This is a genomic window from Billgrantia campisalis (genome assembly GCF_022341425.1).
In the GTDB taxonomy this organism is placed as follows: Bacteria; Pseudomonadota; Gammaproteobacteria; order Pseudomonadales; family Halomonadaceae; genus Halomonas; species Halomonas campisalis.
In genome coordinates this window covers 122,683-145,845 of record NZ_JABFUC010000009.1, presented here as the reverse complement: position 1 = coordinate 145,845, position 23,163 = coordinate 122,683, and the positions used below count along the sequence as shown (strand labels likewise).

At 67.4% G+C, this 23,163-nt stretch carries 24 protein-coding genes; 14 read left to right on the top strand and 10 right to left on the bottom strand.

Features of this window, described 5'->3' with window-relative positions; all coding sequences use genetic code 11:
* Positions 1-31 precede the first annotated feature (31 nt).
* Together HOP52_RS12525 and HOP52_RS12520 are read left to right on the top strand one after the other, a co-directional pair.
* Positions 32-508 carry an AAC(3)-I family aminoglycoside N-acetyltransferase gene (locus HOP52_RS12525; protein ID WP_238977726.1) on the top strand — a complete coding sequence of 159 codons (477 nt, stop codon included), beginning with the start codon at positions 32-34 and terminating at the stop codon, positions 506-508.
* Positions 509-521: 13 nt separating this feature from the next.
* On the top strand, positions 522-677 hold the full coding sequence (locus HOP52_RS12520) for a DUF2306 domain-containing protein (protein ID WP_238977725.1): 156 nt from the start codon (positions 522-524) through the stop codon (positions 675-677).
* Between the two features lie 59 nt (positions 678-736).
* Here HOP52_RS12520 and HOP52_RS12515 read toward each other — a convergent pair whose 3' ends face one another.
* Complete coding sequence (locus HOP52_RS12515) at positions 737-2,590, bottom strand: PHA/PHB synthase family protein (protein ID WP_238977724.1); 1,854 nt, start codon at positions 2,588-2,590, stop codon at positions 737-739.
* 258 nt (positions 2,591-2,848) lie between these two features.
* Here HOP52_RS12515 and HOP52_RS12510 point away from each other — a divergent pair, with 258 nt between their 5' ends.
* The 5 genes from HOP52_RS12510 to HOP52_RS12490 all read left to right on the top strand — a co-directional run bounded on the left by HOP52_RS12510 (position 2,849) and on the right by HOP52_RS12490 (position 7,167).
* The gene (locus HOP52_RS12510; RefSeq protein WP_238977723.1) at positions 2,849-3,118 is read left to right on the top strand and encodes a hypothetical protein; all 270 of its coding nucleotides are present in this window, start codon (positions 2,849-2,851) and stop codon (positions 3,116-3,118) included.
* Between the two features lie 128 nt (positions 3,119-3,246).
* On the top strand, positions 3,247-3,555 hold the full coding sequence (locus HOP52_RS12505; protein ID WP_238977722.1) for a hypothetical protein: 309 nt from the start codon (positions 3,247-3,249) through the stop codon (positions 3,553-3,555).
* A 231-nt stretch (positions 3,556-3,786) separates the two neighbouring features.
* On the top strand, positions 3,787-5,532 hold the full coding sequence (gene aceK / locus HOP52_RS12500; RefSeq protein ID WP_238977721.1) for a bifunctional isocitrate dehydrogenase kinase/phosphatase: 1,746 nt from the start codon (positions 3,787-3,789) through the stop codon (positions 5,530-5,532).
* 34 nt (positions 5,533-5,566) lie between these two features.
* Positions 5,567-6,304 (top strand): SIR2 family NAD-dependent protein deacylase, encoded by a 738-nt coding sequence (locus tag HOP52_RS12495; RefSeq protein WP_238977720.1) that lies wholly within the window; start codon positions 5,567-5,569, stop codon positions 6,302-6,304.
* A 104-nt stretch (positions 6,305-6,408) separates the two neighbouring features.
* Complete coding sequence (locus tag HOP52_RS12490; protein ID WP_238977719.1) at positions 6,409-7,167, top strand: tRNA-uridine aminocarboxypropyltransferase; 759 nt, start codon at positions 6,409-6,411, stop codon at positions 7,165-7,167.
* Positions 7,168-7,174: 7 nt separating this feature from the next.
* Here HOP52_RS12490 and HOP52_RS12485 read toward each other — a convergent pair whose 3' ends face one another.
* The gene (locus HOP52_RS12485) at positions 7,175-9,028 is read right to left on the bottom strand and encodes a sensor domain-containing diguanylate cyclase (protein WP_238977718.1); all 1,854 of its coding nucleotides are present in this window, start codon (positions 9,026-9,028) and stop codon (positions 7,175-7,177) included.
* 173 nt (positions 9,029-9,201) lie between these two features.
* Between HOP52_RS12485 and HOP52_RS12480 the strand changes: the two genes are divergently transcribed.
* On the top strand, positions 9,202-9,630 hold the full coding sequence (locus HOP52_RS12480; RefSeq protein ID WP_238977717.1) for a transcriptional regulator: 429 nt from the start codon (positions 9,202-9,204) through the stop codon (positions 9,628-9,630).
* Positions 9,631-9,704: 74 nt separating this feature from the next.
* On the opposite strand, the gene HOP52_RS12475 is transcribed toward HOP52_RS12480, so the two are convergent.
* The 7 genes from HOP52_RS12475 to def all read right to left on the bottom strand — a co-directional run bounded on the left by HOP52_RS12475 (position 9,705) and on the right by def (position 17,321).
* Positions 9,705-10,949 (bottom strand): TraB/GumN family protein, encoded by a 1,245-nt coding sequence (locus HOP52_RS12475; protein WP_238977716.1) that lies wholly within the window; start codon positions 10,947-10,949, stop codon positions 9,705-9,707.
* 138 nt (positions 10,950-11,087) lie between these two features.
* On the bottom strand, positions 11,088-12,542 hold the full coding sequence (locus HOP52_RS12470; RefSeq protein WP_238977715.1) for a TrkH family potassium uptake protein: 1,455 nt from the start codon (positions 12,540-12,542) through the stop codon (positions 11,088-11,090).
* A gap of 43 nt (positions 12,543-12,585) precedes the next feature.
* Positions 12,586-13,959 carry a Trk system potassium transporter TrkA gene (trkA, locus tag HOP52_RS12465; protein ID WP_238977714.1) on the bottom strand — a complete coding sequence of 458 codons (1,374 nt, stop codon included), beginning with the start codon at positions 13,957-13,959 and terminating at the stop codon, positions 12,586-12,588.
* 118 nt (positions 13,960-14,077) lie between these two features.
* Positions 14,078-14,284, bottom strand: coding sequence for a dodecin (locus tag HOP52_RS12460; RefSeq protein WP_238977713.1), 207 nt, complete (start codon positions 14,282-14,284; stop codon positions 14,078-14,080).
* Between the two features lie 70 nt (positions 14,285-14,354).
* Positions 14,355-15,707, bottom strand: a complete 1,353-nt coding sequence (gene rsmB / locus HOP52_RS12455) for a 16S rRNA (cytosine(967)-C(5))-methyltransferase RsmB (protein WP_238977712.1) — start codon at positions 15,705-15,707, stop codon at positions 14,355-14,357.
* Positions 15,707-16,690, bottom strand: coding sequence for a methionyl-tRNA formyltransferase (gene fmt, locus HOP52_RS12450; protein WP_238977711.1), 984 nt, complete (start codon positions 16,688-16,690; stop codon positions 15,707-15,709). The genes rsmB and fmt overlap by 1 nt, the downstream gene beginning before the upstream one ends.
* Before the next feature lie 118 nt (positions 16,691-16,808).
* Positions 16,809-17,321, bottom strand: a complete 513-nt coding sequence (gene def / locus HOP52_RS12445; protein ID WP_238977710.1) for a peptide deformylase — start codon at positions 17,319-17,321, stop codon at positions 16,809-16,811.
* 175 nt (positions 17,322-17,496) lie between these two features.
* On the opposite strand from def, the gene HOP52_RS12440 reads away from it, so the two are divergent.
* From HOP52_RS12440 to HOP52_RS12415, 6 genes are all read left to right on the top strand, one after another.
* Positions 17,497-18,597, top strand: a complete 1,101-nt coding sequence (locus tag HOP52_RS12440; RefSeq protein ID WP_422677711.1) for a LysM peptidoglycan-binding domain-containing protein — start codon at positions 17,497-17,499, stop codon at positions 18,595-18,597.
* A 53-nt stretch (positions 18,598-18,650) separates the two neighbouring features.
* Positions 18,651-19,694, top strand: a complete 1,044-nt coding sequence (gene dprA / locus HOP52_RS12435) for a DNA-processing protein DprA (RefSeq protein ID WP_238977776.1) — start codon at positions 18,651-18,653, stop codon at positions 19,692-19,694.
* Between the two features lie 166 nt (positions 19,695-19,860).
* A complete protein-coding gene (gene tsaC / locus HOP52_RS12430) occupies positions 19,861-20,418 on the top strand; it encodes an L-threonylcarbamoyladenylate synthase type 1 TsaC (RefSeq protein ID WP_238977709.1) in 558 nt (185 codons plus the stop codon).
* 52 nt (positions 20,419-20,470) lie between these two features.
* On the top strand, positions 20,471-21,385 hold the full coding sequence (gene hemF, locus HOP52_RS12425; protein ID WP_238977708.1) for an oxygen-dependent coproporphyrinogen oxidase: 915 nt from the start codon (positions 20,471-20,473) through the stop codon (positions 21,383-21,385).
* Positions 21,386-21,558: 173 nt separating this feature from the next.
* Positions 21,559-22,371, top strand: a complete 813-nt coding sequence (aroE, locus tag HOP52_RS12420) for a shikimate dehydrogenase (protein ID WP_238977707.1) — start codon at positions 21,559-21,561, stop codon at positions 22,369-22,371.
* 55 nt (positions 22,372-22,426) lie between these two features.
* Positions 22,427-22,756 carry a hypothetical protein gene (locus HOP52_RS12415; protein ID WP_238977706.1) on the top strand — a complete coding sequence of 110 codons (330 nt, stop codon included), beginning with the start codon at positions 22,427-22,429 and terminating at the stop codon, positions 22,754-22,756.
* Between the two features lie 11 nt (positions 22,757-22,767).
* Here HOP52_RS12415 and HOP52_RS12410 read toward each other — a convergent pair whose 3' ends face one another.
* Positions 22,768-23,028: a hypothetical protein gene (locus tag HOP52_RS12410; protein WP_238977705.1), complete on the bottom strand. Its 261-nt coding sequence runs from the start codon at positions 23,026-23,028 to the stop codon at positions 22,768-22,770.
* Positions 23,029-23,163: the final 135 nt, after the last annotated feature.

Below are 23,163 nucleotides of genomic sequence, written 5' to 3'. Positions count from 1 at the left end.
ACGTGGACGTGAAGCGGTGTGGAGTATGCCGATGCCAGTAAATATTCGACAGCTATCTAAGAATGATATCCCGCTGATGGAGGCCATGCTGTCTATGTTCGGGGAAGCCTTCAATGACGTTGCGACCTATACTGAAAATCGACCCGCCCCCGAGTACTTTCACAACCTGCTCGGCGGCGAAACTTTCATCGCGTTGGCCGCTTTGAAAAAGGGTGATGTCGTCGGTGGTATCGCCGCCTACGAACTTAAAAAATTCGAGCAAGAGCGGAGCGAAATATACATTTACGATCTCGCTGTGGCATCCGGGCACAGGCGTCAAGGAGTCGCGACTGCTTTGATTGAGAAGCTGAAAGAAGTCGCTGTTGAGCGGCGCGCCTATGTGATTATTGTTCAAGCGGATACCGGTGTCGAAGATAGGCCAGCAATTGCGCTGTACACGAAGCTCGGACGGCGAGAAGAGATACTGCACTTCGATATACCGGTTGAGAGTGGGCGAAGCACGGCATAACGGGGGGCCGGCCATGGCGCTCTCGGCGCTCAGTTCCTTCTGGCTGGGCGGTGGCGTGCTGCCGCTGATGGGCCATCTGGGGCCCATTCACCTGCTGTCGCTGTGGATGCTGGTGGCCCTGGCCGTTGCCATGGGGGCCATTCTCAAGGGCAGCATCGCGCCTGGATGAGAGGGGCCTACCTGGGGCTGGTCGGGGCCTTCGTCGCCCCCTTGTCTGGATGGCGAGGGCTAGCTTGTTCCACCCTCGTCGGCCCGCACGCGGACATAGGAACCCGGCGCCTCCTCGATGGGAGGATAGTGTTCACCACCGGGCTCGCGGGCGGGCACTTGGCCACCGCCGTGGCGCTTGACCCAACTGCGCCATTCCGGCCACCAGGAGCCCGGGTGGTGGGTGGCCGAGGCCAGCCAGCGCTCGGGGTCGCGGGGCAGGTGGCCATAGGTCCGGTAGCCATACTTCGGCGAGCCGGCCGGGTTGATGACCCCCGCGATATGGCCGGAGCCGCCGAGCAGGAAGCGGGGTCGCCCGCCCAGCAGGTGCGCGCCGCGGTAACTGGATTGCCAGGGCGCGATGTGATCCTTCTCGGTCGCCACGAAGAACGTCGGGATGCGCACCTTGCTCAGATCGATGGCCTCCCCCGCCAGGGAGATACCCCCGGGTTCGGCGAGGCGGTTCTCCAGGTACATGTTGCGCAGGTAGAAGCTCTGCATGCGATACGGCATGCGGGTGGAGTCGGAATTCCAGTAGAGCAGGTCGAAGGCCTGGGGCTCGCGGCCGAGCAGGTAGTTGTTGATCACGAAGCCCCAGATCAGATCGGCGGACTGCAGCAGGTTGAAGGCGTTGGAGAGATGAGTGCCCTCCAGGTAGCCGCGTTGTGCCATGTGCTGCTCGATATAGCGGATCTGCTCCTCGTCGATAAACACCTCCAGCGGCCCCACCTCGCTGAAGTCGAGCAGGGTGGTGAAGAAGGTGGCGCTGTGCACCCGCTCATCCCCCCGGGCGGCCTGATGCGCCAGGGTGCTGGCCAGCAGGGTGCCGCCGATGCAGTAGCCGATGGTGTTGAGCGTCTCTTCCCCGGTGACCTCGGCCACCACGTCCATGGCCTTGAGGGTGCCCTGGGTGAGGTAGTCGTCGAAGGCCACCTCGGCATAGCCTTCGTCCGGATTGACCCAGGAGATGACGAACACCGTCATGCCCTGCTCGACGGCCCAGCGGATGAAGGAGCGCTGCGGGGTCAGGTCCAGGATGTAGAACTTGTTGATCCAGGGCGGGACGATCAGCAGCGGCCGGCGGTCGACCTCCACGGTGGCCGGCGCGTATTGAATCAGCTGCATCAGCTCATTCTGGTAGATGACCTTGCCCGGGGTCACTGCGATGTTCTTGCCCAGCTCCAGCCCGGCCGAGTCGCTCTGCTTGATGCGCAGCAACCCCTCGCCCCGGGCCAGGTCCTCCATCAGGTTGGCCATGCCCTGCAGCAGGTTGGCGCCGCCGGTGCGCAGCGTGGCCTCGATCACCTCCGGGTTGGTGGTGGCGAAGTTGCTGGGGGCGAGGGCGTCCATCAGCTGACGGGCGTAGAACTCGACCTTCACCCGCTCGTCGTGGTCCAGTTCCTCGGTGACCTCATGCACCCCCTTCAACCACTGCTCGGCGGTCAGCTGGTAGGCCTGGCGGAGCATGTCGAAGAAGAGGTTCTCCTCCCAGCCCTTGCCCTTGAAGCGCCTGTCTCGCGGGGCGGGCGTGAGCGCCGCTGGCGGCGCCTCGCCGGAGAGGCGCAGCAGAGTGTTCTGCCACAGCGTCGCGTAGCCCTGCCACAGCTGCTGCTGGACCTCCAGGGCACGCTGCGGCTGCAGCAGGAACTGCTGGCCCAGGCTGGTCAGCGCCTTGGCCGCGACCGCCGGGTCGGGCAGGGTGAAGTGGTCGCCGCGCTGCTGACGCTCGAGCCAGCCCTGCCAGGCCCGGGACGACCCGGTCGACAATCGCGCGAGGGCGTCGGCGTAGCGCCGTGCCAGCTCGTCGGGTGGCGTCTCTTGGGGTGGTGTCGCCTGATCGCCCGGCTTGGCTGACGACGGTTTCTGGTCATTCATGGCCTTGCCCCTTGGTAGGTGTTCCTCGAAAGCGGCGTCCTCCGACCCAGGGCCGGAGGCCGGCCGACAAACCATGGCCGATGCGCTGCGCCTATCTGCTGCCACCTGCCGTTTCAGTATCGTAGGGACTGGGTGAGACGCAACCGTAGCGGCTTGCCTGGGGTGGGGGAGCTTCCTCGGCCCCTTGATGCCGTGCCCTTGGGCCGCCTTCCCGCTAGGCTCGGGGTAAAGGGGCAAGGAGTCTTCGAGGAGGCGAACGTGGACGAGGACCTGACCAGGATGACGCGCGAGGAGCTGCTGGACGAAGTCAGCAAGCTGAGGCAGGCGATTCGCGAGCATCGCGACTGCAGCGGGCACGATCTCTGCTGGCATCATCCGGCACTCTGGAGCCTGCTGCCCGAGAAGTCGGATCCGGTGCCGGTGGTGCCGGAATGGCCGGCGTTCATGCGGGGCTGCATCAGGTATCGTCAGTCCCTGGACGAGCAGGCTCCCGATGCCCCGCGCTCGGATGAACCCTATCGGAAGTGATCGCCAGGGAAGCCATCGACACCCGCCGGTTGAGGGAGAGGCGGGAACCCTTCCGCCGCCTGCTGCGTCTTTGTGGTCGCCGGGGCATACCCCGGTGACTAGCAACCTGCAGAGCACGGGAGGATGTCATGATCATTGCACGCTGGTACTGTCAGGCCCGCTTTGGGCACAAGCAGGAGCTGCTTGCGAAGACCCAGGAGTGGTGGCGCACCATCGGCCGGGATATCGGCCAGACCGACTACACCATTTCCACCGGCAGCATCGGTGCCGCCGAGTCGGTCGTCGCCGTGGACCTCCGGGTGGCGGACATCGCGACCCTGAGCGCCCAGTGGGACAAGCTCGCCGAGCGCGCCGACCACCGGGAGTGGGGCAAGGCGATCGAGCCGCTGGTGGTCAGCGGTTCCACCCGCTGGGAGATCTATCGGGTGGTGGAGTGAGCCGGTCGATCACCCTCGGCCGATAGTGGCGATACGAACGCTCCGATCTTTCCGGAGGATTCGGGGGGATGGTGAGCGGAAGGGCCCTGGTAAGAGACAAGGCCGCCATAAGGCGGCCTGACGCTAGTGTTGACCATGCTGTCGTCAGGCTACAGCGCGCCCCACCATGGTCGGCTCGCCAAGCAAGGCGAAATCCGCGAAGCTATGCGTTCACGCTGCCCGGAGTCCGCCATGAAGCTGTCGCCCGCCTATCGCCTTGCCGCCACCATCCTGCATGGCTTCGACGAGTACCGTTCGCGCTTCAAGGAGATCACCGCCGATGCCAGCCGGCGCTTTCGCGACGCCGCCTGGCGGGAGGCGCAGCAGGCCTCGGCGGAGCGCATCAATCTCTACGAGCAGAAGGTCGAGGAGACCCTGGGCCGGCTGCAGCGCACCTTCACCGAGGAGGAGCTGACTCACTGCGAGTGCTGGCGGGAGGCCAAGAACCACTACGCCGAGCTGATCAACCAGCGCCTGGATTACGAGCTGGCCGAGACCTACTTCAACTCGCTGTTCTGCTCGATCTTTCATCACCGCCATATCCGCGACGACTGGATGTTCGTCTACAGCTCGCGCGATGCCGCCGCCCACCACTCGGGCATCGAGCGCTGCCGGCGCTTCACGGTCAACGGCGACTGGGAGGCGGCGATTCGCTGGGGGCTGGCGGAGACGCCCTTCGAAACGCCCTTCGACGACCTGGAGCGCGATGCGCGGCTGGGCGGCGAGTTCCTGCACGGCCACCTGCCGGCGGCGATCCTCGAGGCCGACGACACCGAGGTCGAGCTGCTCAAGAGCGTCTTCTATCGCAACAAGGGGGCCTACCTGGTGGGCCGCATCCGCGGCGGCGGCGAGCAGGTCCCGCTGGTGCTGCCGGTGCTGCATGACGAGGGCCAGGGGCTGCACCTGGACACGGTGCTGATCGAGCCCGACGAGGTATCGATCATCTTCTCCTTCACCCGCGCCTACTTCCAGGTCGAGGTGCAGGTGCCCGGCGAGTTCGTCGACTACCTGCAGGAGCTGATGCCCGACAAGCCGGCAGGCGAGCTCTATGCCGCGATCGGCTTCTTCAAGCACGGCAAGACCGAGTTCTTCCGGGGGCTGAACCGCCAGGTGGCCAAGCGCGAGGATAAGTTCATCATCGCCCCCGGGGTGCGCGGCATGGTCATGGCGGTGTTCGTGCTGCCCTCCTTCCGCACGGTGTTCAAGATCATCAAGGACCGCTTCGACCCCACCAAGGAGATGAGCCGCGAGAACGTCCGCGAGAAGTACCGCCTGGTCAAGCGCCACGACCGGGTCGGGCGCATGGCCGACACCCAAGAGTTTTCCAATTTCATCGCCCGCCAGGATCACTTCTCGCCGGAGTGCCTGGAGCACCTGCTGGAGGTGGCACCCTCCACCGTGTACCTCAGGGGCGACAAGGTGATCATCAAGCACTGCTATACCGAGCGCATGATGACCCCGCTCAACCTCTATCTGGAGCAGTGCGACGCGGCCGAAACCCAGGCCGTGATCAAGGACTACGGCAACGCCATCAAGCAGATGGCGGCGGCCAACATCTTCCCCGGCGACATGCTGCTGAAGAACTTCGGGGTGACCCGCCACGGGCGGGTGATCTTCTACGACTACGATGAGGTCTGCTACCTCACCGAGTGCAACTTCCGCCATATTCCCGAGCCCATGTACCCGGAACAGGAGCTCGCCGACGAGCCTTGGTATTCGGTAGGCCCCAATGATATTTTCCCCGAGGAGTTCGGCCCCTTCCTGTTCGCCGACGTGCGCCTGCGCAAGCTCTTCTATCAGCTGCACCCGGAGCTGCTCGACGCCGACTACTGGAAGGGGCTGCAGCAGGCCATTCGCGACGGACGGGTGATCGACGTCTACCCCTATCGCAACAAGCAGCGCTTCGCCGGCAGCGAGACCAACGGGCTGGTCTATTGAGTCAGGCGGCGCGCAGCCGGGCAGGAGGCAGGGCATGGGCGAGCCAGCGCGCCCCCATCTGGTGGTGTTGAGCGGTTCCGGTATCAGTGCCGAGAGCGGCATCCAGACCTTTCGGGCCAGCGACGGCCTGTGGGCCGACCACCCCATCGAGGAGGTCGCCACGCCCGAGGCGTGGCGGCGCGACCCCGAGCGGGTGCTGCACTTCTACAACCTGCGCCGTGATCAGGTGCGTCGCGCGCGGCCCAACGCCGCCCACAAGGCCCTGGCGGCGCTGGAGAAGCAGGGGTTTCGGGTCAGCATCATCACCCAGAACATCGACGACCTGCACGAGCGTGCCGGCTCGCGGGACGTGCTGCATCTCCACGGCGAGATCCTCAAGGCGCGCTCCACGGTGGACCGCCGCATGCAGTATCGGCTGCCCCGCGGCGGTATCGCGCTGGGCGATATCTGCGACAAGGGCAGCCAGCTGCGTCCCGACGTGGTGTGGTTCGGCGAGAGCGTGCCGCACTTCGGCGACGCCTGCGAGATCGTTGCCGAGGCCGACCTGCTGCTGGTGGTGGGCACCTCGCTGGCCGTGATGCCGGCCGCCTCGCTGCTCGATTACGCCCCCCTGGATACACCCTGTCTGCTGGTCGACCCCGAGGCGGAGTCGCTGGCCCCACCCGGGGTCACCCGGCTCGCCCAGCCCGCTGGCAAGGGCGTACCGCAGCTGGTGCGCCACTGGAAGCGCGAGAGGCGGCTATGGGTGCCGGAGACAGTTCTCGAGTCATGATGGCCGAGGGCCAAGGTGCGAGGGGCAGTCAGCGAAGATCGCGCGGTGTTCCGGGCTGGGCCCATGGTAGAATGCGCCTCCGCTTTTGCACCCCACAGGCCACCATGCAGGACGACCCCTTTCACGACCCCGTCAGTCGGCTCACCCGCGACCCTGCGACCGGTCATCCCCGTCCGCCGCGCCGCGAGTTCAAGGCCCGCGGCAGCTTCGTCGAGCGCTGCCCGGGCTGCAACCTGCCAACGCTCAACTGCCTCTGCCCCTTTCGGGTCCGCGCCGAGAGCGAGGCGCAGGTGTGGCTGCTGACCCACCCCCTGGAGCACCACAAGCCGACCAATACCGGGCGGCTGATCCGTGACGTGCTGCCCGCCACCCAGGTGTTCACCTGGTACCGCACGGCGCCCGACGAGCGGCTGCTGGCGCTGCTGGCGGATGAGCGCTTCGCGCCCTTCGTGATCTTCCCCGACGACCAGCCCGACTACGCCGACCGGGTGGTGGGGCTGGAGGCGGTGGCGAGCGCCAAGCGGGAGGCGAGAATCCCGGTGTTTATCCTGCTCGACGGGACCTGGCGCCAGGCGCGGCGGATATTTCGCAAGAGCCCCTACCTGGACGCGCTGCCGGTGTTGCCGCTGGCGACGGCGCGCGAGACACGCTATCGGCTGCGCAAGCCGGCCTCCGCGGCTCACCTCTGCACCGCCGAGGTGGCCGCGGAGCTGCTGCGTCAGACGGGCGACGCAGAGGCCGCCGGCGTGCTCGACGACTACTTCGACGCCTTCAACGACAGCTACGCCGCCAGCCGGCGCTTCGAGAAGCTCGAAACGCCCACCGCGGCCATGCAGCGCCTGCTGGCGCGTCGTGTCGAGTGATTGACGGTTATGGAGGGGCGGCTACGCGAACACAGCTGCGTCCTGCATCTTTGGCCTCGTACATCGCGAGGTCCGCGCGCCGTATGATACTTCTGGGTGTATCGCCGGGCTCCCAGCGAGTGACGCCAATGCTGACGGATATCCGCTCCACCGGGGGAATGGACAGGGTGGGAATGTCATGACATAGCCTGTTGGCCAGCTCAACGGCTGCATCCAATCGGCACCCGGCAGCGATAATCAGGAACTCTTCGCCGCCCCAGCGGCCCAGGTGGTCGGTTGCTCGCAGGCGCGCCTGGACCTCATGGGCGAGTCGCCGCAGGACCTTGTCGCCAGTGTTGTGGCCATGGGTGTCATTGATGCGCTTGAAGTGATCTATGTCGAACAGCAACAGTGAGCAGGGTGTGTGGTCTCTTTCGCTGGCGAGTAGCTCGGTATCGAGAATCTGCTCGATGTGATGCCGGTTGGCAATCTGGGTGACGGGGTCGGTATGCGCTAGCTGCATCAGAGTTGCATTGTGCTCCTGCAGCTTGAGGGTTAGCTTTCTCGCGTAGCGTACCTTCATATCGGTAGACAGAAAGCGTGCCAGTTCTTGGCCATTGTGCAGGTCGGAGCGGCTCCATGGTTGGCTGGGGTTGCCGGTGGAACGGGGCGGGCGAAAAAAAAGCAACCATCCGCTGGCTGTGTCGCTTAGGCTCAAAGGGGCGGCGAGCATGCCGCTGACCCGGCTATCTTGCGCCAGCTGAGCGAGCGGGGTCTGGGATAGATCGTGGCTGGCCCAGGGGAGTTGCCGATCATGTGAGTTCAGGAACTGTATGATCTCGCACAGCGTCGATTTTTCGGGATGTATGCCAACGCCATTGATCTGATTGCCATGGATGAGGAGCATGCCGCATGCTCGGAAGTCAGCCAGCCACGTTTGGCTGGCTTTGCGGAGGGTGTGAATGGGCAGGCGCCGCTGACTGTCATTGCTGAGTTTCGGATAGGCGTCCAGGAAGCGCTGCTTGTGCTGCAGGTTGCGGCGTGCTTCCAGCAGGTGGAGTCGTTGCAGGGCAGTTCGTGAGAGCAGCCAAAGCAGACGGCGCAACGGTGAGGGGAGGTGTAGCGGCACATTACTGTAGTGGATCAGCGTCCCCCATGGTGTTGCGGCGTCCTCATCGAGGGAGATCGCCAGGATGGAACGGATTCCGCTCTGGCGAAGCCGTTGGGCCTCTGTGGCTGGCAAGGCCAGTAGCTCGCTGGATGGCGATGCACCGCTCGCCCGTGGTTTGCCAATGAGGGGAATGGGAGCGGCCTGAGTGTCGGCGACCATGCGCAGTGAGGAGAAGCTACCTGGCCCAGGATGGGCCGCCGGGGGCAGGTGATGAATCGATGCCTGATCATGGCCGCTGAGGTTGCGAACCGCACCCAGCAGTAGGTCGATAAGCTGGTCTTCGTCGTTACATTCGGCAATCCGGTTGCCCCAGGAGATGGCTTGGCAAGCCAGGTCGTCTTGCACACTGTCGAGCGGCTCGATCTCGAGGGTGGCGCCCGACTGCGTGCCGTGCGCGGCCACCAGCAGGGAGTGCCCGGCCGATCTCAGCCGTCGAGCGGCGTACTGACTCGGCCCCGTTTGGGGGCATTGCGATAGCGCTTGCTGCAATGCCCTGGTCAGGCGTGTTCCGAGTAGCCGCTGCGGAGAATGGGCGAGGGCCTCGTCGGCCGTCTGCGCAAAAAAATGCTCCAGATTGGCACTGGCCACGCTGATGCGGCACCACTGCCGATCGACGGTGACGAGGCAGCCATGCGGCTGAATGGCTCGGGTGTCGTGCTTCAGTGCCGCACTGTATTCGCTCGCTTCGAGATCCATTCCCAGCGAGTCCATGGCTTTTTCCTTGGCCGGTTCCCGACAGGCCGGGTTGCCTGTGGTTACCTTGCGCCTGAGCTTCGGTTTTTTAGGCAGAGGTAATCTTCTATTTTGTTAATTTAACCATTGGTTCACATGTTTGTTCAACCAGAGTTTACCTTGGCGTGCCGTGTGTGCGGCAAGTTGCCGCAATGAACGATAAGACTGCTTTCTCCGAGCGGTTGGCGGCTGCCATGCGGGCTGCTGGCTATGAGCCCCGTCCAGCCGTCCTCGAGCGTGAGTTCAATCTGCGCTATTGGGGCAAGCCTGTGACCCTGCAGGGGGTCAGGCGCTGGCTATGCGGAGAGGCTCTACCCAAGCAGGAGAAGCTACAGGTGCTAGCCGAGTGGCTCGAGATCGAGCCTCATGTGCTGCGCTACGGTGAGGCCGTTGGCCGGCAGATACGGGAGTCCCGAGGCAAGTGGGAGACTTCTATCAGTGGGGAAGAAAGAGTGGTGATCCAGCGCTATCTGGAACTGCCCGTCGAGCAGCGCAAGGTGGTGGCGCAGGTGATCCAGGCGTTTGCTCGTGCTTACCCGGTCGAGAGCAAGCAGGATACCGAGCTCCTTGATCATGAGTGACAGGGCAGGCAGGGCGGGTATTGCCTGCTGGCGTGGCAAGGCACGCCAGCAGTGGTGGTTATTGGCCGGTAGAATCAGCTGCCGCTGCCAAATAGCGCCCCGGCGATGCGAAATCCCGCCACCCAGGTGCCGGCGGCCGAGCCCAGGGTGGCCAGCATGAACACCAGCAGGGTGCGCGAGACCCGGTTGCGCCACCAGCCCCTGAGCTCGGTGACGTCGTGGCGCAGGGTCGAGAAGTCGCGCACCTTGGGCTTGCGCATGAACAGCTCCACTCCGGCGGCGACGAAGCCGGCGCCGATCGTCGGATTCAGCGAGGTGAGCGGGGCGGCGAAGAAGGTGGCGGCGATGGTGACCGGGTGCGCCAGGGCAATGGTGGTGGCCAGCGCCGAGAAAACGCCGTTGATCAGGAACCACTCGCTGACCAGCTGCCAGCCCAGCTCGGTGTTGCGCGAAAAGCCGATGGCGAAGCCGGTCAGCACCAGCACCGTGACCAGCCAGGGCAGGGCCCGCCACATCTTCGAGGGCGGCGGCGTGGTGTCGAGCTTTTCACGCTCCTCCCGGGGCGAGGGTGGCAGCGGTTGTTCGAGGGTCTCGGCCATGCCCTTCAAGTGGCCGGCGCCGATCACCACCAGCACGTTGCGGTAGCGCCCCGGCGGGGCGTCCTCGGCCAGGCGCATCACCATGTAGCGGTCGCGCTCGGTGATCAGCGGGGTGAACAGCGCCTCGGACTCGGCGGCGAACTCGCTGAAGGTCGACTCCAGCACATCGCCCTCCTTGAGCCGCTCGATCTCCTCGGGCTTGACCTCCTGACGGGAGAGCACGCTACCCAGCAGCCCCGAGAACAGCGAGAAGCGCTGCCACCAGGGCACGTTGTGATAGATGCGCTTGAGGGTGATGCCCACGTCGCGGTCGATCAGCAGCAGCGGCAGCTCCCGGCGGCGGGTCTCCTCCAGGGCGGCGCGCATCTCGGCACCGGGTTCGATGCCGGACTGCTCGGCGACGCGCTGCTGGAAGGCGCCCAGCGCCAGACTGGCGGCGACCATGCCGGCCTTGCCCTGGCGGAAGATCTCGAACAGGTCCTGACCGCCCAGGGCGTCGGGGTCGCTGAGGTTCTGGTGGCGGGAGTCGCACAGTTCGATGGCCACGGCGTCGAAGTCGCCGGAGCGAATCAGGCGGCGCACGTCCTCGGCGCTCTCGGCAGAGACGTGGGCGGTACCCAGCAGGGTATAGCGCGTGCCGTCGAGTTCAACGATGCGGTGCGGGCCGCTCAGGGCCTCGGTTGGGCCGGGGTCGATCACGGGATCCTGGGAGTCGGTCATGGACGCTCGGGCTTGAAGGTGTGAGAGCTCGATTATCCACGAAGGGCCGCGGCAGGCCAAACTCCGGTGCAACCTGTTCGGCTATCGCCGCTGGCTTGGTGTCCAAGGCCGTTGCCGACGCCCCGCGTGCACCTGTCGCTATCTGCGCCAGAAAGCCGGGGTGAAGAGCACCAGCACGGTGAAGATCTCCAGGCGGCCCAGCAGCATCGCCATCACCAGGATCCACTTGGCCATCACCGGCAGGTCGCCGTAGTGGGCCGAGGCCTCGCCCAGCGCCGGGCCCAGGTTATTGAGCGCCGAGGCGACCGTTGACCAGGCAGTGACCTGGTCGACGCCGGTGGCCATCACCCCCACCAGCATCAGGAAGAACAGCATCAGATAGACCGAGAAGAAGCCCCACACCGCCTGGGCGATGCCGTCCGGCACGCTCACCTTGCCGACCTTCACCGCGATCACCGCATTGGGGTGGATCAGGCGCATCACCTCGCGCATCCCCTGCTTCAGGATCAGGATGATACGGATCACCTTCATGCCCCCGCCGGTGGAGCCCGAGCAGCCGCCGACGAAGGCCGCCACGAACAGCAGGAAGGGCAGCGCGCCCGGCCAGGCGGAGAAGTCGGCGACCCCGAAACCGGAGGTGGTGGCCACCGAGACCACCTGGAAGAGGCCGTGGCGCATGGCCCGCTGGGTCTCGTCGCCGTAGACGCCGGTGAGCCACAGCGAGACCACCGTGATCAGCGTCAGCCCGCCGAGGAACAGCAGCAGAAAGCGCGCCTCCGGGTCCTGCAGGTAGTGCTTGAGCTGCTTGCCGCGCCAGGCCAGGAAGTGCAGGCTGAAGCTCATCGCCGAGATGATCAGGAAGGCCACGCAGATCAGCTCGATTAGGGCGCTGTCGAAGTGGCCGATGTTGGCGTCGTGGGTGGAGAAGCCGCCGATGGCCACGGTGGAGAAGCTGTGACCCAGGGCGTCGAACCAGTCCATGCCCGCCGCCCAGTAGGCGGCGAAACAGGTCAGGGTCAGGGCGGCGTAGATGTACCATAGCGCCTTGGCGGTCTCGGTGATGCGCGGGGTGAGCTTGGAGTCCTTCAGCGGGCCCGGGATCTCGGTGCGGTACAGTGCCATGCCACCAACGCCGAGGGTCGGCAGGATCGCCACCGCCAGCACCACGATGCCCATGCCGCCCAGCCACTGCAGCTGCTGGCGGTAGTAGAGCACCGATTCGGGCAAAAATTCGATGCCGGTGATCACCGTGGCGCCGGTGGTGGTCAGCCCCGAGAAGGATTCGAATACCGCGTCGGTGGGCGACAGGGCGGCGTCGCCGGTAAGCATCAGCGGCAGCGAGCCGAACAGCCCCAGTACGCTCCAGAACAGCGCGGCGATCAGGAAGCCATCGCGGGTGCGCAGCTCCTTGTGAGCGCGCCGGTTGGGCAGGTACATCAGCCCCCCGGTGGCCACCGTGATCAGGATGGCGATGGCGAAGGCATCCCACTGGCCGTCGCCGAACAGCAGTGAGATCAGGATCGGCGGCATCAGGGTCAGGCTGAACAGCATCAGCAGCAGGCCCAGGATGCGAAGAATGATGCGCAGGCTCATCGGGCGGCGTTCCTTGCGTCGCGTGGGACCCTGGGGGTCGTCATCAGAAGAAGGTCAGGCCGACCTGGAACAAGCGCTCCACGTCGCGGATGCGGCGCTTGTCGATCACGAACAGGATCACGTGGTCGCCGGACTCCACCACCACGTTGTCGTGGGCGATCAGCACCTCCTTGCCGCGCACGATGGCGCCGATGGTGGTGCCGCGGGGCAGGTCGATCTCGCCGATGGCGCGGCCCACCACCTTGGAGGACTGCATGTCGCCGTGGGCGATCGCCTCGATGGCCTCGGCGGCGCCGCGGCGCAGCGAGTGGACATTGACGATGTCGCCGCGCCGCACGTGGGTCAGCAGGCTGCCGATGGTGGCCTGCTGGGGCGAGATGGCGATGTCGATCTCGCCACCCTGCACCAGGTCCACGTAGGCGGCGTTGTTGATCAGCGTCAGCACCTTTTTGGCACCCATGCGCTTGGCCAGCATCGACGACATGATGTTGACCTCGTCGTCGTTGGTCAGCGCACAGAAGATATCGCACTCGTCGATGTTCTCCTCTTCCAGCAGCCGCTTGTTGGTGGCGCTGCCGTGCAGCACCACGGTGCGGTCGAGGCGTTCGGAGAGCACCGTGCAGCGTTCGATGCCGTGCTCGATGATCTTGACCTGGTGGCTGTGCTCCAGGTGCTCGGCGAGGCGCTCGCCGATGTTGCCGCCCCCGGCGATCATCACCCGGCGGAAGTCGCGGTCGACCCGGCGCAGCTCGCTCATCACCGCACGGATGTCGCGGCGGGCGGCGATGAAGAAGACCTCGTCATCGGCCTCGATGGTGGTGTCGCCGCGGGGGATGATCGGCCGGTTGCGGCGGTAGATGGCCGCCACCCGGGTGTCGACGCTGGGCATATGGCGGCGCAAAAACCCCAGTTCCTGGCCCACCAGCGGCCCGCCGTAAAAGGCCTTGACCGCCACCAGCTGCACCAGGCCGCCGGCGAACTCCAGCACCTGCAGGGCGCCGGGGTGTTCGATCAGCCGGCGGATATGGTCGGTGACCACCTGCTCGGGGCTGATCAACACGTCGATGGGCACCGCCTCGTGGGCGAACAGCCCCTTGCGGGTCAGGTAGGCGGTGGCGCGGACCCGGGCGATCTTGGTGGGGGTGCGAAACAGGGTGTGGGCGACCTGGCAGGCGATCATGTTGACCTCGTCCTGGCTGGTCACCGCGATCAGCATGTCGGCATCTTCGCAGCCGGCCTGGCGCAGCACCATGGGGTAGGAGCCGGGCCCCACCACGGTGCGGATGTCGAGCTTGGTGTGCAGTTCGCGCAGACGCTCACCGTCGGTGTCCACCACGGTGATGTCGTTCTCTTCGCGAGCCAGGTGTTCGGCGAGGGTACCGCCGACCTGGCCGGCGCCGAGAATGATGATCTTCATGGGCTGTTGGGTCCGACGCAAGCAATGACGGCGCACATGGTGCGCTGCAAGACAATGACGGCAAGCCTAAACCAGCCATGGCCAAAAAGACAGGCCGGGCCGGGGCCCGGCACCGCCCTCAGTCCAGGGTGAAGCCGATCTTCAGCGTCACCTGCCAGTGGGCCACTCGGCCGTTCTCGATATGCCCGCGGGTGTCCACGACCTCGAACCAGCGCATGCCGTGCAGGCTTTGCGAGGCCTTGCCGATGGCGCTCTGAATGGCGGCCTCGATGCTCTCCTCCGATGAGCCGGTCAGTTCGACGTGTTTGTAGACGTGGTTACTCATGGCACCTCCGGGTTGGCGTGGCAAGGTTAGGGGCCGGCTCAGCCGGCACTTCCTCAGTCTGGCACTTTTCTCAGGCTGGTACTTTTTTCAGTCTGGCATAGTAGAAACCGTCATGACTGTCGGGCTCGGGCAGCAGCTGGCGGCCGGCACCGGCGGGGCGGCCCCAGCCGACGTCGGAGGGGGTGGTGACCTCGGCGTCCGGGGTGCGGGCCAGGAAGTCGCGGATCCGGTCGGCGTTCTCCTCGGGCAGTACCGAGCAGGTGGCGTAGAGCAGCGAGCCGCCCGGGCGCAGCAGCGGCCAGAGGTTCTCCAGCATCCGCGCCTGCAGTTCGGCCAGCTTGGCGATATCCGACGGCCGGCGCAGGCGTTTGATGTCCGGATGGCGGCGGATCACTCCGGTGCCGGAGCAGGGGGCGTCGAGCAGGATGGCATCGAACGGCGTGCCGTCCCACCAGTCCCGCCGGGTGGCATCGTCATGGACCAGGGTGGCCGAGAGCCCCAGTCGCGCCAGGGTGTCCTCGACCCGGGCCAGGCGCGCGGCGTCGCTGTCCAGTGCCAGCAGCTCGATGTCGAACAGCTCCAGCAGGTGGGCACTCTTGCCGCCGGGTGCACAGCAGGCGTCCAGCACCCGGCCGCCGGGGCGCGGTGCCAGCGCCGGGCCGAGCAGCTCGGCGGCCAGCTGGGCGGCCTCGTCCTGGACGCTGATGGCGCCCTCGCTGAAGCCGGGCAGCGCCTGGACATCCACCGGGGTCTCCAGCACCAGGCCGTCGGGGGAGTGGGTGCACAGCCGGGCCTCGATGCCGGCATCGATCAGCCGTGCCAGATAGGCTTCACGGTCGCCGTGGCGGCGGTTGACCCGCAGCGTCATCGGGCCGGGAAGATTGTTGGCCTCGCAGATGGCACGCCAGTCGTCGGGCCAGGCCTGGCGCAGCGCCTTGAGCAGCCACTTGGGATGCAGCAGCGCCACCGCCGGGTCGCGGTCGACCTCGGCCTGCAGCGCGGCGGACTCCCGCTGCAGGCGGCGCAGGCAGCCGTTGATCACCCGGGTGGCCCACTCTTTGCCGAGCAGCCGCGCCGCGCCGGCGGTCTCGCCCACCGCGGCGTGGGCCGGAATGCGCAGGTAGAGCAGCTGGTGGATGCCCACCAGCAGCAGCGCCTGGACGTCGGCATCGCGGGTCTTGAAGGGGCTCTTGAGCAGCCGCTCCGCCAGCGCTTCGAGCCGTGGCAGGGTACGGCAGACGCCGTAGCACATGGCCTTGAACAGCGGCCGGTCGCGGGCGACTACCTGGTGGTCGTCGAGGTCGGCCAGTGACCCCTTGCCGGTGATCACCGGTGCCAGGGCGCGGGCCGCGCTGGCGCGCACGGCCTGACCACCGTCCTGCAGCGACTTGCCGGCACGGGTGGCGGGAGTGGAGCGGTGCATCAAGACGTCTCCTTACGAGTGTGGCCCAGGCGCAGGCCGGGGGGCAGGCGGTCGCCGCGGGCGTTCAGCAGGTCGCGCACCGCCAGCGGCTTGCCGCCGGGCAGCTGGGCGCGGCTTACCCGCAGCACCTCATGGCCGTGCTCGCCGCAGGCGATGCGCAGGGCGTCCGTGTCGTGTTCGAGCAGGGTGCCCGGCGGCCGGGGCGCTTCCCCGCTGGCCGCTGCCGCCTCGGCCATCAGCAGGCGCAGGCGTTCCGTACCCAGCGGGCACCAGGCCACCGGCCAGGGGTTGAAGGCGCGGATGCGGGCCGCCAGTTCGGCGGCCGGGCGGGCGAAGTCCAGTTCTGCCTCGGCCTTGCTGAGCTTGGCGGCGTAAGTGACGCCGGCCTCGGGCTGGGGCGTGGCGGGCAGTCCGCCCTCGGCCAGGGCGTCCAGCGCCTCGACGATCGCCTCGCCGCCAAGCGCGGCCAGGGTGTCGTGCAGCTCGCCGCCGGTGGTGGTGGCGGTGATCGGGGTGCGCCGCGTCAGCAGCATGTCGCCGGTGTCCAGGCCCTCATCCATCTGCATGATGGTCACCCCGCTCTCGTCGTCGCCGGCCTCGATGGCCCGCTGGATCGGCGCCGCTCCGCGCCAGCGCGGCAGCAGCGAGGCGTGGACGTTGAGACAGCCCAGCCGGGGAGTGTCGAGCACCGCCCGGGGCAGGATCAGGCCGTAGGCTACCACTACCATGATGTCGGCCTCGAAGGCGTCGAGCTCGGCCTGGACATCGGGGGCCTTGAGGGTCTCGGGCTGGCGCACCGGCAGGTCGTGTTCCAGCGCCAGCCGCTTGACCGGGCTGGCGGTCAGCTTGCGGCCGCGACCGGCGGGGCGGTCCGGCTGAGTATAGACGGCGACGATCGGGTGGCGGCTGGCCAGCAGGGCAGTGAGGCTCGCCGCGGCGAAGTCGGGGGTGCCGGAGAATATGACGCGCAGGGGTCGGGACATGGTGTCGAGGGCCTTGCCTGAATGGATGCTTCATTATGATAACGGAGCCGGGCGCAAACGACGAAGGCCGTGCCCGTCGGGAGACGGGCACGGCCTTCCAGGCGCCTTGGGCAGCGGCTCAGGCCGGCTGCATCTGGCGGTGGCGCTTCTGCATCTTCTTGAGTACCCGCTCACGCTTGAGCGGCGAGAGGTAGTCGACGAACAGCACCCCTTCGAGGTGGTCACACTCGTGCTGGATGCAGTGGGCCAGCAGGCCGTCGGCCTCCAGCTCATAGGGCTGGCCGTCGCGGTCCAGCGCCTTGAGGTGCACCTTCAGCGCGCGGGGCACTTCGGCGGTGTACTCCGGGATCGACAGGCAGCCTTCCGACATCGGCTCGCGCTCGTCGCCCACGGGCCTGTACTCGGGGTTGATCAGTACCAGCGGGTGAGAGCGGTCGTCGCTGACGTCCATCACGATCACGCGGCGGTGGACATCCACCTGGGTGGCGGCGAGACCGATGCCGTAGGCGTCGTACATGGTCTCGAGCATGTCGTCTACCAGCTGGCGCACCTCGTCATCGACCGTCTCGACCGGCGCCGCCTTGGTGCGCAGCCGCTCGTCGGGAAATTCGAGGATGGGTAATTTAGCCATGGCGTTGGAATCACCGTTATGCTGTCATCAGGGGATGCCCCTATTCTAGGGCGGCGGAGCCTCGGGTGAAACTCTCCGGCTCCGTATCATCACAATAGCATCAGACTATAGCATGCCGGTCCGGTTCCCGGGGGCACGGCCAGGGGCGTGGATGCGAAAGCCAGGGGAGACAGGGATGAGCGCAAGGGTGAACGGTGGCTGGTCTCGTACGCGTCGGGTCGGACGGCTTGCGGTCGCGCTGTGCACGGCGCTGCTGCTGGGCAGCGGTGCCGTCATGGCGCAGCCGCCGAGCTGGCAGCAGGGGCTGCGCGGCGACGCCCCGGAACGCTATACCGTGGTGCGGGGCGATACCCTGTGGGACATCTCGGGGCGCTTTCTGCATCATCCCTGGCAGTGGCCCGAGGTCTGGCAGGTCAACCCGCAGATCCGCAATCCGCACCTGATCTATCCCGGCGATGTCATCTATCTCTACGACTGCAACGGCCGACCCTGCCTGGGGCTGGAGCGCGGTCAGGGTGAGGTGCGGCTCTCCCCGGAGGTGCGCCGAATTCCGCCGCGCGAGGCCATCGAGCCGATTCCGCTGGAAGCGGTGCAGCATTTCCTGCGCGACCATCGGGTGATCGACGACCCCGAGGCGCTGGAGGAACTGGCCTATGTGGTGGCCGGCGACGATCGGCGCCTCATCAGCGGCGCCGGCGATCGGCTCTATGCCCGCGGCCACCTCGAGCGCGGGCCGCGCTACGGCATCTATCGCATCGGCGAGCGCTACACCGATGCCGCGACCGGCGAACTGCTGGGCCTGGAGCTGGAGAGCGTGGGCCAGGCCAGGCTGGAGCGCCAGGAGGGCGATATCGCCGTACTCGAGGCGCTCTCGGCGAGCCAGGAGATTCGCAACAACGATATCGTGCTGCCGCTGGAGGGTCGTGAGCTGACGCGGGATTTCATGCCGCGTGCGCCGGACGAGGCGGTGGACGGGCAGATTCTGGCGGTGCCCGGCGGGGTGCGCTTCATCGGCCGACTGCAGGTGGTGGCACTGGACCGGGGGCGCCGCGACGGCCTGGCGCCGGGCCATGTGCTCCAGGTCGAGCAGCTCGGCGAGCGGGTCAGCGACCCGCGCACCGGCGAGACGCTGCGCCTGCCCGGCACCGAGGCGGGGCTGGTGATGGTCTTTCGCCCCTATCGGAAGATGAGCTATGGCCTGGTGATGCGCGCCACCCGCACCCTGGCGGTGGGGGATCGGGTGCATAGCCCGGCGGCCGGGGTGGCGCATCGGTGAGCGTCGAGCGGCTCCAGGCCCGCGAGTGGCTGGCGCTGTCGCGTCTGCCGGGGATGGGCGCGGCGAGTCTCGCCGAGATCGCCGCCGCCGCCCCGCCCTGGCCCGATGGCTGGCTGGCGCGGCTGCCACGCCAGGCCGCCACCGCGCTGCGGCTATGGCTCGACCATCCGGCGCGCAGCCCGCTGACGGCCGAGATCGAGGCCGACCAGGCCTGGCTGGCCGAAGGCCCTGGGCGCCACCTGTTGCACGCCGGGCACCCGGCCTGGCCGGGGCTGCTCGGCCAGATCAGTGACCCCCCGCCGGTGCTCTGGGCGCTGGGCGACCTCGAGGCGCTCAGGCCTCCGGCGCTGGCCATGGTCGGCTCGCGGCGCCCCACCCGGGAAGGGCTGGCCAATGCGGCGGCCTTCGCCCGTGAGCTGGTGGCCCGTGACTGGTGCGTGGTCAGCGGCATGGCGCTGGGGATCGATGGCGCGGCCCAGCGGGCGGCGCTCGAGGCCGGCGGGCGCAGCGTGGCGGTGCTGGGCTGTGGGGTGGACGTCATCTACCCGCCCCGCCACGCCGACCTCTATCGACAGCTGGTGGAGGGCGGCGGGCTGCTGCTCGCCGAGCACCCGCCCGGCACCCGGGCCCGCGCCGGTTTCTTTCCCCGCCGTAACCGTATCGTCACCGGCCTCTCCCTCGGGGTGCTGGTGGTGGAAGCCGCCGAGAAGAGTGGCTCGCTGGTCAGCGCGCGGCTCGCCATGGAGCAGAACCGCGAGGTCTTCGCGCTGCCCGGCTCGATCCACAACCCCCAGGCTCGTGGCTGCCTGCGGCTGATTCGCCAGGGCGCGGTGCTGGTGCGCCGGGTCGACGATATCCTCGAGGAGCTGAGCCAGTGGGCGGTGGCCGCCGCCGCGCCCCTGGCCCCGCCCGCGACGCAGGACCCGGGCGACCCGCTGCTGCGCTGGCTCAGCGATACCCCGTCACCCCTCGACGCCCTGGTGACGCTGACCGGCCTGGCGGTGCCCGATTGTCAGCGCCGCCTGCTGGAACTGGAGTTGGAAGGCCAGGCGGCCCAGGCCCCGGGCGGCTGGGTGCGCCTGCCGGGCGGCACCTAGGAGCCTGTCGGGGTTAATACTGATCTACTGCGAATCGTGACGACCGGCTAAACCCGACAGGCTCACGGGCGTGATAACATGGGGCTGGCCGGATGCCGGCCTGTCCCAGGCCTGTCTCCGGTAGTTCAGCCATCTTCTTGACCGTGACCTTGAGGATCGAACCGCTATGTCCCAGGCTGCTTCTTTTGCCCATGCCGTTGCCGCGCTGCGTGCCGGCGGGGTGATCGCCTACCCCACCGAGGCCGTCTGGGGGCTGGGCTGCGACCCGGACAACGATGAGGCGGTGGCGCACCTGCTGCGGCTCAAACAGCGCGACCCGGCCAAGGGGCTGATCCTGATCGCCGGCAGCATCACGCAGTTTGGCCCCTGGCTCGAGGGCCTGCCGCTGGAGCTGCATGCCCCCCTGGCCGCCAGCTGGCCCGGGCCCAACACCTGGCTGGTGCCCGACAACGGCCGCACCCATGCGCTGGTGCGTGGCGCCCACGACAGCGTGGCGCTGCGGGTCAGCGACCACCCCGGGGTGATCGCCCTGTGCGAGGCCTTCGGCGGTCCCATCGTCTCCACCTCGGCCAATCGGGCGGGCGAGCCGCCGGCGCTGAGTGCCGAGGCGGTCCGGGCGGCCTTCGGCGATGAGCTCGACGCCGTCGTCGAGGGGGAGCTCGGCGGCCTCGAGCGGCCCAGCACCATCCGTGATCTGATCAGCGGGCGGGTGCTGCGCGGTTGACCGAGCGACACTCGACACCCCGGTTTTTTGCGACATCCCCACAGGAGGGCACGTGGCCCACGCCTATCTCGACGACGTCAAGACCTACCTGCTCGAGCTGCAGGAGCGGCTCTGTGCCGGCCTGGCCGCCGAGGATGGCCGGGCGAGCTTTCGCGAGGATGCCTGGCGGCGCGAGGGCGGCGGCGGTGGGCGCTCCCGGGTGCTCGAACACGGCGGGGTCTTCGAGAAGGGCGGCGTCAATTTTTCCCATGTGTTCGGGGAGCGGCTGCCGCCTTCCGCCACCGCGGCCCGCCCGCAATTGGCCGGGCGCAGCTTCCATGCCGTGGGGGTCTCCTGGGTGCTGCACCCGGAGAACCCCCACGTGCCCACCAGCCACGGCAACGTGCGCTTCTTTATCGCCGAGAAGGCCGGGGAAGAGCCCGTCTGGTGGTTCGGCGGCGGCTTCGACCTGACCCCCTTCTACCCGGTGCTGGAGGATGTGCAGCACTGGCACCGGGTGGCCCGCGATGCCTGCGCCCCCTTCGGCGACGACGTCTACCCGCGCTTCAAGGCGTGGTGCGACGACTACTTCTATCTCAAGCACCGGGACGAGACCCGCGGCGTGGGCGGGCTCTTCTTCGATGACCTCAACGAGTGGGGCTTCGAAAAGAGCTTCGCCTTCCAGCGCGCCGTGGCCGACGCCTTCCTCGATGCCTACCTGCCCATCGTGCAGCGCCGCCGGGGGGCGCCCTGGAGCGAGCGCGAGCGCGACTTCCAGCTCTATCGCCGCGGCCGTTACGTGGAATTCAACCTGGTGTGGGACCGCGGCACTCTGTTCGGGCTGAAGAGCGGCGGGCGCACCGAGTCGATCCTGATGTCGATGCCGCCGCTGGCCCGTTGGGAATACGCCTGGGAGCCCGAGCCCGGCAGCGCCGAGGCGCGACTCTATGATGATTATCTGCGCCCCCGCGACTGGCTGGGGGAATGAGCCAATGCCTTCCCAACTGGCGCGACAAGAGGCGCCGGGGGCAGGTCGAAGAAGAGGTCCGATGCCATGGAGGGCATCGGTAGCGTCCAGGGAGGGATTCACAGCGCCTCTTCGTAGACCTGTCGACGGAGAAGCCGCACAAGGAAGCATTAAGCTGTGAAAGAGACGAGCTTATGACCGATCGCTATTGTGTCTTTGGCCACCCGGTAGGCCACTCCAAATCGCCGGCCATCCATGCCGCCTTCGCCAAGCAGACCGGGGAAGATATTGACTACACCGCCATCGAGGCGCCGCTGGACGACTTCGTCGGCGCCTGGCGCGCCTTCGTGGCCGAGGGCGGGCGCGGCGCCAACGTTACCGTGCCCTTCAAGGAGGAGGCCTTCCGCCTCTGCGATCGTCTCAGCGAACGGGCAAGCCGCGCCGGAGCGGTGAATACCCTGATCTTGGCCGATGACGGCACCACCCATGGCGACACTACCGATGGGGTGGGGCTGGTGCGCGACCTCAAGCGCCAAGGCATGAGCCTGGCTGGCGCCAGAGTGCTGGTGCTGGGCGCCGGCGGGGCGGTGCGCGGCGTGCTCGAACCGCTGCTGGCCGAGTCGCCGGCGAGCCTGGTGATCGCCAACCGCACCGCGGCCAAGGCCGAGGCCCTGGCCGCCGACTTCCGCGACCTGGGCAAGATACGGGGCGGCGGCTTCGATGACCTGGCCGGCCCCTTCGATCTGGTGATCAACGGCACCAGCGCGAGCCTGGCCGGCGACCTGCCGCCGCTGCCCGACGACCTGTTCGCCGAGGGCGCCACCGCCTACGACATGATGTATGGCGCCGAGCCCACGGTGTTTCTGCAGTGGGCCACCGAGCGCGGCGCCCATGGCGTTGACGGGCTGGGCATGCTGGTGGAGCAGGCCGCCGAGTCCTTCTTCCAGTGGCGCGGCAAGCGACCCGACACCGCGCCGGTGTTGGAGATGTTGCGGTGTTCGCTGTGAGGCGTATCGGCCTGGCCCCGCGATGGCATATCAGGCCTGTGACAGGAGGCGTCTAATGCCAACTCCCCTCCGCCACTCCAGCCTGGGCATCGTGTCCCTGTTGATCGCACTGTTCGGCGCCGTCTTCCTGGCGGGGCTGGCGGTGGCGGCTTCGATCATCGCCACCAGCGCGGCGGGAGAAAATGGCGGGCACCCACAGGGCATCAGCGTGGTCGGCGTGGAGCTGCTGTTTCTCCTCGGCCTGCAGCTGATCGCGCTGGGCATGGGGGTCGCCGCGCTGCGCCGGACGGACGAGCGCCGGCTGTTTGGCGCGCTGGGCACCGCCACGGCGGCGCTGGTCATGGTGGCGGCCGTGGCGCTGACGCTGACCGGGCGTCTGGCCTGAGGGGAGGCGGTTCAGCGCCGCTTGACGTAGAGCCCCACCATGCACAGCCCCACACCCACTACCGACAGCAGCATGCCGCCGTTGACCAGCAGCGGCTGACGCTCCACCCAGGACACGAAGCGCTGCGGCGTGTCGCGGCACACCCCTTCCAGGTAGTCCCAGTAGCCCTCCTGCACCAGGGTGCACTCGCGCACGTCCCCCAGTTCCCAGAAGTACAGGCCCATCAGGGTGAGGGGCGGTACGATCAGCAGCAGCAGTCCGAGTTTCAGCATTCGCATTCCAGAGTTGGTGTAGGGATTGGGGAAGCGCTGATTTATGTCGCGAGCGAAGAGAGGCTGACCGCCGCCGGAACGGAGCAACCGGAGTTGACAGGCGGCTCAATGAGGATTGAACCGGGCCGGCGTTCC